This window comes from Mesorhizobium sp. M7A.F.Ca.CA.004.06.1.1 (assembly GCF_003999135.1).
GTDB lineage: Bacteria > Pseudomonadota > Alphaproteobacteria > Rhizobiales > Rhizobiaceae > Mesorhizobium.
Map to the genome: position 1 here is coordinate 1 of NZ_RZPQ01001417.1, position 506 is coordinate 506.

The following is a 506-nucleotide window of genomic DNA, read 5'->3' on the forward strand; positions in this document are numbered from 1 at the left end:
GTTCGGGCGGCTCCGGCAACGATGCGGCGTTGTTCCGCCTGGATGACGGCAACAACGTCATCGGCGCCGGCGTGCATGTCGACAATTCCGGGGTAATCCGGACCCAGGGCTTCAATTCCATCGGTATCCTGGCGATGTCGGTCGGCGGCGGCGGCGGCGGCGGCGGCGCGGCTTCGACCGACGAGGAGATCGTTGGCGGAGGCAGCGAAGGCGAGACGTCCGTCGGCATCGGCGCGGCGATCGGCCTCGCCGCGGGTGGTGCCGGCAATGGCGGCACGGTCTCTGTTACCAACCGGAGCCTGATCGTGACCGACGGCGCCGATTCGTATGGTATCAGCGCCAACTCGATCGGCGGCGGTGGTGGTGTCGGCGGCTCGGCGACATCGGGCGTATTGGGTAAATATGCGATCGGTGGGGCGCTTGGCGGGGCAGGCGGCGGCGGTGGCAGCGCTTTCCAAGTCGACGTCTTCAATCTCGCCACGGCCGGCATCTGGACCCAGCAGGAG

The 506-nt window shown here is 68.2% G+C and carries 1 pseudogene; it reads left to right on the top strand.

Annotation, left to right across the window (positions count from 1 at the left end):
- Window positions 1-506: pseudogene (locus tag EN906_RS36695) on the top strand (hypothetical protein); the annotation flags it as partial.